The sequence below is a fragment of the Polaromonas sp. P1_E3 genome (assembly GCF_056405935.1).
Map to the genome: position 1 here is coordinate 1 of NZ_JBFUBD010000188.1, position 5,381 is coordinate 5,381.

Annotated in this window: 6 protein-coding genes; all 6 read left to right on the top strand. The window is 61.9% G+C overall.

Annotated features, from left to right (window positions below):
• The first annotated feature begins 8 nt into the window (after positions 1-8).
• Positions 9-1,271 carry an urea ABC transporter substrate-binding protein gene (gene urtA, locus AC1D0Z_RS15455; protein WP_477659113.1) on the top strand — a complete coding sequence of 421 codons (1,263 nt, stop codon included), beginning with the start codon at positions 9-11 and terminating at the stop codon, positions 1,269-1,271.
• Positions 1,272-1,382: 111 nt separating this feature from the next.
• Positions 1,383-2,297, top strand: a complete 915-nt coding sequence (urtB, locus tag AC1D0Z_RS15460) for an urea ABC transporter permease subunit UrtB (protein ID WP_477659109.1) — start codon at positions 1,383-1,385, stop codon at positions 2,295-2,297.
• A 45-nt stretch (positions 2,298-2,342) separates the two neighbouring features.
• Positions 2,343-3,527, top strand: coding sequence for an urea ABC transporter permease subunit UrtC (gene urtC / locus AC1D0Z_RS15465; protein ID WP_477659110.1), 1,185 nt, complete (start codon positions 2,343-2,345; stop codon positions 3,525-3,527).
• Positions 3,528-3,559: 32 nt separating this feature from the next.
• Entirely contained in the window at positions 3,560-4,303 is a 744-nt protein-coding gene (urtD, locus tag AC1D0Z_RS15470; RefSeq protein ID WP_477659114.1) for an urea ABC transporter ATP-binding protein UrtD, read from the top strand.
• A gap of 24 nt (positions 4,304-4,327) precedes the next feature.
• Positions 4,328-5,017: an urea ABC transporter ATP-binding subunit UrtE gene (urtE, locus tag AC1D0Z_RS15475; protein ID WP_477659111.1), complete on the top strand. Its 690-nt coding sequence runs from the start codon at positions 4,328-4,330 to the stop codon at positions 5,015-5,017.
• Positions 5,018-5,066: 49 nt separating this feature from the next.
• Positions 5,067-5,381, top strand: a 315-nt coding sequence (locus tag AC1D0Z_RS15480; RefSeq protein ID WP_477659112.1) for an acetamidase/formamidase family protein, incomplete at its 3' end; no start/stop codon positions are given.

Below are 5,381 nucleotides of genomic sequence, written 5' to 3' on the forward strand. Positions count from 1 at the left end.
AGCCCAGCATGTCCCACGACGATCGCGATCCATCTTCCCTCATCAACCGCCGCCGCCTCATGCAGGGCGTCGCCGCTGCCCTGCCGCTGGCCGGCCTGCCCGGCTGGGCGCAAGCCCAGCAATTTCCCACGGCCAAGGTCAACACCACCAAGCTGGCCGTGACCGACACTGAAGTGACCGTGGGGCAGCTGCATTCGGCCACCGGCACCATGGCGATTTCCGAGACAGGTTCCATCCAGGCCGAGCAGCTCGCCATTGACCAGATCAATGCCATGGGCGGCGTTCTGGGCCGCAAGATCAAGGTCATCAAGGAAGACGGTGCCTCCGACTGGCCGACCTTCGCTGAAAAATCCAAGAAGCTGCTGGTCAACGACAAGGTCGCAGCCGTCTTCGGCTGCTGGACTTCCGCCTCGCGCAAGGCCGTGCTGCCCATCTTCGAAAAAGAAAACGGCATGCTCTACTACCCGACCTTCTACGAAGGCCTGGAGCAGAGCAAGAACGTGATCTACACCGGCCAGGAAGCCACGCAGCAAATCCTCTACGGCCTGGACTGGGCCTCGAAAGAAAAGAAAGCCAAGACCTTCTTCCTGGTCGGCTCCGACTACATCTGGCCGCGCACCTCGATGAAGATAGGCCGCAAGCACATCGAAGGCCACCTCACCGGCAGCAAGGTCGTCGGCGAAGAGTACTACCCGCTGGGCCACACCAACTTCAACTCGCTGATTAACAAGATCAAGGTCGCCAAGCCCGACTGCATCTTCATTGCAGTGGTCGGCGGCTCCAACGTAGCTTTCTACAAGCAGCTGAAAGCCGCGGGCGTCACGGCCGCCAAGCAGTTCCTCCTGACCATCTCTGTCACCGAAGACGAGGTGCTGGGTATTGGCGGCGAAAACATGAACGGCTACTACGCCTCCATGAAGTACTTCCAGTCGCTGGACAACCCCAACAACAAGGCATTCGTCAGCGCCTTCAAGGCCAAGTACGGCAAGGACGCGGTGATCGGCGACGTGACACAGGCCGGCTACCTCGGCCCCTGGCTGTGGAAAGCCACGGTGGAGAAAGCCGGCAGCTTCGACGTGGACAAGATCGCCGCGGCCTCCACCGGTATCGAGCTCAAGACCGCGCCCGAAGGCTACGTGAAGCTGCATGAAAACCATCACCTGTGGAGCAAGGCGCGCATCGGCCAGGCACAGGCCGACGGCCAGTTCAAGGTGGTCGCCGAGTCGTCGGCACTGATTGAGCCGAATCCTTTCCCCAAGGGCTACCAGTAAGCGAGCGCGCTGGCCCTTACCGGTTCATTCCGCCCTGTGGGGGATGAGCCGGCAGGGGCTTTTTGACTGACGTTCTGTTTTTTCTACCACCCGCCGCACCGGAGCCCCACCATGAATCTTTCCGAAATGCTCAACATCGGCCTGATGCAAGGCTTTGCCGGGCTGAGCCTGTTTTCCGTGCTGCTGCTCATGGGCCTGGGCCTGGCCATCATCTTCGGTCAGATGGGCGTGATCAACATGGCGCATGGCGAGTTCATGACCATAGGCGCTTACACCATCTACCTGTTTTCGCACCTGTCGGAAACCTACGCACCGGGCTTTGTGCAGGCCTACTTTCCCTTCGCCATCGCGGCGGCCTTCATCTTTGCTTTCGCCGCCGGCTGGCTGGCTGAATGGGCCTTCATACGCCACCTGTACAAACGCCCGCTGGACACCCTGCTAGCTACCTGGGGCCTGTCGCTGGGCATGCAGCAAATCTTCCGCACCACCTTCGGCGCCAAGGAAGTCAGCCCCACCCTGCCCGACTGGCTCATGGGCTCCTGGGCGCCGGCGCCCGGCCTGGACATCCCGATCAACGGCATGTTCGTGATGGCGCTAACCCTGGTGGTGACCTGCGGCGTGCTGGTCGCGCTGCACAAATCACGCTGGGGCCTGCGCGTTCGCGCCACGGTCGCCAACCGCGTGATGGCCAACGCCACCGGCATCAACACAAAGAAGACCGATCGCCTGACCTTTGCCATCGGCTGCGGCATCGCCGGCGTGGCCGGCGCAGCCTTCACCACGATTGGCTCCACCGGCCCCACCAGCGGCTCGCTCTACATCGTCGACGCCTTCCTGGTCGTCACCTTCGGCGGCGCGGCCAGCCTGCTGGGCACTGTGGTCTCGGCCTTCGGCATTGCGCAGACGCAATCGATCGCCGAGTTCTTCATGACCGGCTCCATGGCCAAGGTGCTGACGCTGATGACCATCGTGACCATCCTGATGCTGCGGCCTCAGGGCCTGTTCGCCTCCAAGGTCCGGCGCTGAGCTTTCACTTATTTCCATGGCAACCCAAGACAACCGGAGTTTTTCATGAACAGCCTCAAGCAATGGATAGTGCGCAACGGCCTGGGCAACGTCGCCCTGCTGGCCCTGGTGCTGCTGGTGGCCTTCCCCTTGGCACTAGACCTGTTCCGCCTGAACCTCGTGGGCAAATACCTCAGCTACGCCTTTGTCGCGCTGGGCCTGGTGATGCTGTGGGGCTACGGCGGCGTGCTGAGCCTGGGCCAGGGCGTGTTCTTCGGCCTGGGCGGATACGGCATGGCGATGTTTTTAAAGCTTGAAGCCAGCGACCCCATCACCACCAAGATCCAGTCCACGCCCGGCATCCCCGACTTCATGGACTGGAACCAGCTGACCGCGCTGCCGATCTGGTGGAAGCCCTTCCAGTCCTTCCCGCTCACGCTGCTGCTGATCCTGGTGGTGCCCACGCTGCTGGCCTTCATCATCGGCTACGCCATGTTCAAGCGGCGCGTGGGCGGCGTCTACTTCGCCATCATCACGCAGGCCGTGGCGCTGATCCTCACGGTACTCATCATCGGCCAGCAGGGTTACACCGGCGGCGTCAACGGCATGACCGATCTCAAAACCATCCTGGGCTGGGACACGCGCACCGACAGCGCCAAGTACATCCTTTACTTCCTCACCGCCGGGCTGCTGCTGGGCGCCATCGTGCTGTGCACCTGGATCCAGAAGAGCAAGCTGGGCACGCTGCTGCTGGCCATGCGCGACAAGGAAGACCGCGTGCGCTTTTCAGGCTACGACGTGGCCATGTTCCGGGTGTTTGCCTTTTGCTTCGCGGCCCTGCTGTCGGCCGTGGGCGGCGCCATGTTCACCCTGCAGGTGGGCTTCATGTCGCCCTCGCTGGTCGGCATCGTGCCCTCCATCGAGATGGTGATCTTCGCCGCCGTCGGCGGGCGCATGTCGCTGGTGGGCGCTGTGTACGGCGCATTGCTGGTGAACTTCGGCAAGACCTATTTTTCAGAAARCTTCCCTGACCTCTGGCTGTTCTTGATGGCTGGCATGTTCCTGGGCGTGGTGCTGGCCTTCCCTGACGGCCTGGCCGGTGTCTACACGCAGCGCGTCAAGCCCTGGCTGGCCAGGCGTTTCACGCGGCGCGAGAAGGCCGTACCGCCGGCTCCTCCCATGGTTCCCCCGCCGGCTGCGACAACTGAAACGCCCACGCTACCTGCCGGCTTGAGCGGCCAGCACACCTGACTACCGAAGGAACCAYCATGATCGCCCCCGCCATGACCCCCAACGACTTTGTGCTGTCGGTCGAAGACCTGACAGTGTCCTTCGACGGCTTCAAGGCCATCGACAGCCTGAACCTCTACGTCGACCAGAACGAACTGCGCGTGATCATCGGCCCCAATGGCGCGGGCAAGACCACGCTGCTGGACCTGATCTGCGGCAAGACCCGCGCCAGCCACGGCCGCATCAAGTTCAAGAACGCCGAGATGACCAGGCTGCCCGAATACCAGATCGTGCGCTCGGGCATCGGCCGCAAGTTCCAGACGCCGTCAATCTATGAAAACCTCAGCGTGTTTCAGAACCTGGAAGTGTCTTTCCCGCGCGGGCGCGGTGTGTTCGGCGCGCTGTTCTTCAAGCGCAGCGATGAAGTCAAGGCCCGCGTGCAGGCCGTGGCGGCCGAGATCGGCCTGGCTGATCAAGTGGACACCGAAGCCGGCCTGCTCTCGCACGGGCAAAAGCAGTGGCTGGAGATCGGCATGCTGCTGATGCAGGACCCGGAGCTGCTGATGCTGGACGAACCGATTGCCGGCATGAGTGTGCGCGAGCGCGAGCTCACGGCCGAGCTGCTCAAACGCATTTGCAAGGGCCGCGCCATGATCGTCATCGAACACGACATGGAGTTCGTCAAGCGCATCGCCGACAAGGTGACCGTCATGCACCAGGGAAAGATCCTGGCCGAAGGGTCGATGGAAAAAGTACAGGCCGATCCGCGCGTGATCGACGTGTACCTGGGCCATTAAGCCGAAAGCACAAGGAAACCACTCATGCTCAACGTCACCAACCTCCACGTCAGCTACGGCCAGAGCGAGGCCCTGCACGGCATCACCTTCAGCGCCAAGAAGAATGAAACCGTGGCCATCATGGGCCGCAACGGCATGGGCAAGACCACGCTGTTCAAGTCGCTGATCGGCATCCTGCCGCTCAAGTCCGGAACCATTGAAGTCGACGGCCTGGACATCTCGAAAGACGAGAGCTACCAGCGCGTCGCCAAGGGCGTGGCTTATGTGCCGCAGGGTCGCATGATTTTTCCGACGCTCACGGTSCAGGAGAACATCCTGACCGGCCTCGAAAACGCCAAGCACAAGCAGATTCCGGAAGAAATATACGCGCTATTCCCCGTGCTGTTTGACATGCGAAGCCGCAAGGGCGGCAACCTGTCGGGCGGCCAGCAGCAGCAGCTGGCGATTGCCCGTGCGCTGGTGACCAACCCCAAGGTACTGCTACTGGACGAGCCCACCGAGGGCATACAGCCTTCCATCATCAAGGACATCGCCAAAGCCCTGAACGAAATCCGCAAGATGCGCGAAATCACCATCGTGGTGTCGGAGCAGGTGTTGAGCTTCGCGATGGACGTAGCCGACCGGCTGTTCGTGATCGAGGGCGGACAGCTGGTGCACGAAAGCACGCGCGCCGGCACCGACACGGCGCGCATCAAGCAGTTTCTTTCCGTCTGATTTTCTCTTCCTTCCTTTATTCATCACTACCACCACCAGGAGATATGGCATGACCGACACGCTGATCAAGGTTGACCTGACGAAGTCGCCCACCCTCAACGAAAACATCCACAACCGCTGGCACCCGGACATTCCCATGGCCTGCTGGGTCAACCCGGGGGACGATTTCATCCTGGAGACCTTCGACTGGACCGGCGGCTTCATCAAGAACAACGACAGCGCTGACGACGTGCGCGACATCGACCTGAGCACGGTGCATTACCTCTCGGGCCCGGTCGGCGTCAAGGGCGCGGAACCCGGCGACCTGCTGGTGGTGGACCTGCTGGACATAGGCGCCAAGCAGGACAGCCTCTGGGGTTTCAAC